Raw genomic sequence first — 264 nt, 5'->3', positions numbered from 1 at the left:
GTTTCGGGTCTATTCCCAGCGACTAAACGCCCTATTAAGACTCGCTTTCGCTACGCCTCCCCTATTCGGTTAAGCTCGCCACTGAAAATAAGTCGCTGACCCATTATACAAAAGGTACGCAGTCACCCAACAAAGTAGGCTCCCACTGCTTGTACGCATACGGTTTCAGGTTCTATTTCACTCCCCTCTCCGGGGTTCTTTTCGCCTTTCCCTCACGGTACTGGTTCACTATCGGTCAGTCAGGAGTATTTAGCCTTGGAGGAT

The 264-nt window shown here is 50.0% G+C and carries 1 rRNA gene; it reads right to left on the bottom strand.

The features are described 5' to 3' along the window. Positions 1 to 264: ribosomal RNA gene (locus QMX82_RS25755) — 23S ribosomal RNA — on the bottom strand; the annotation flags it as partial.

The sequence above is a fragment of the Pseudomonas sp. PS02302 genome (genome assembly GCF_029959585.1).
GTDB lineage: Bacteria > Pseudomonadota > Gammaproteobacteria > Pseudomonadales > Pseudomonadaceae > Chryseomonas > Chryseomonas aestiva.
This window is presented reverse-complemented; position numbering and strand designations above follow the sequence as displayed.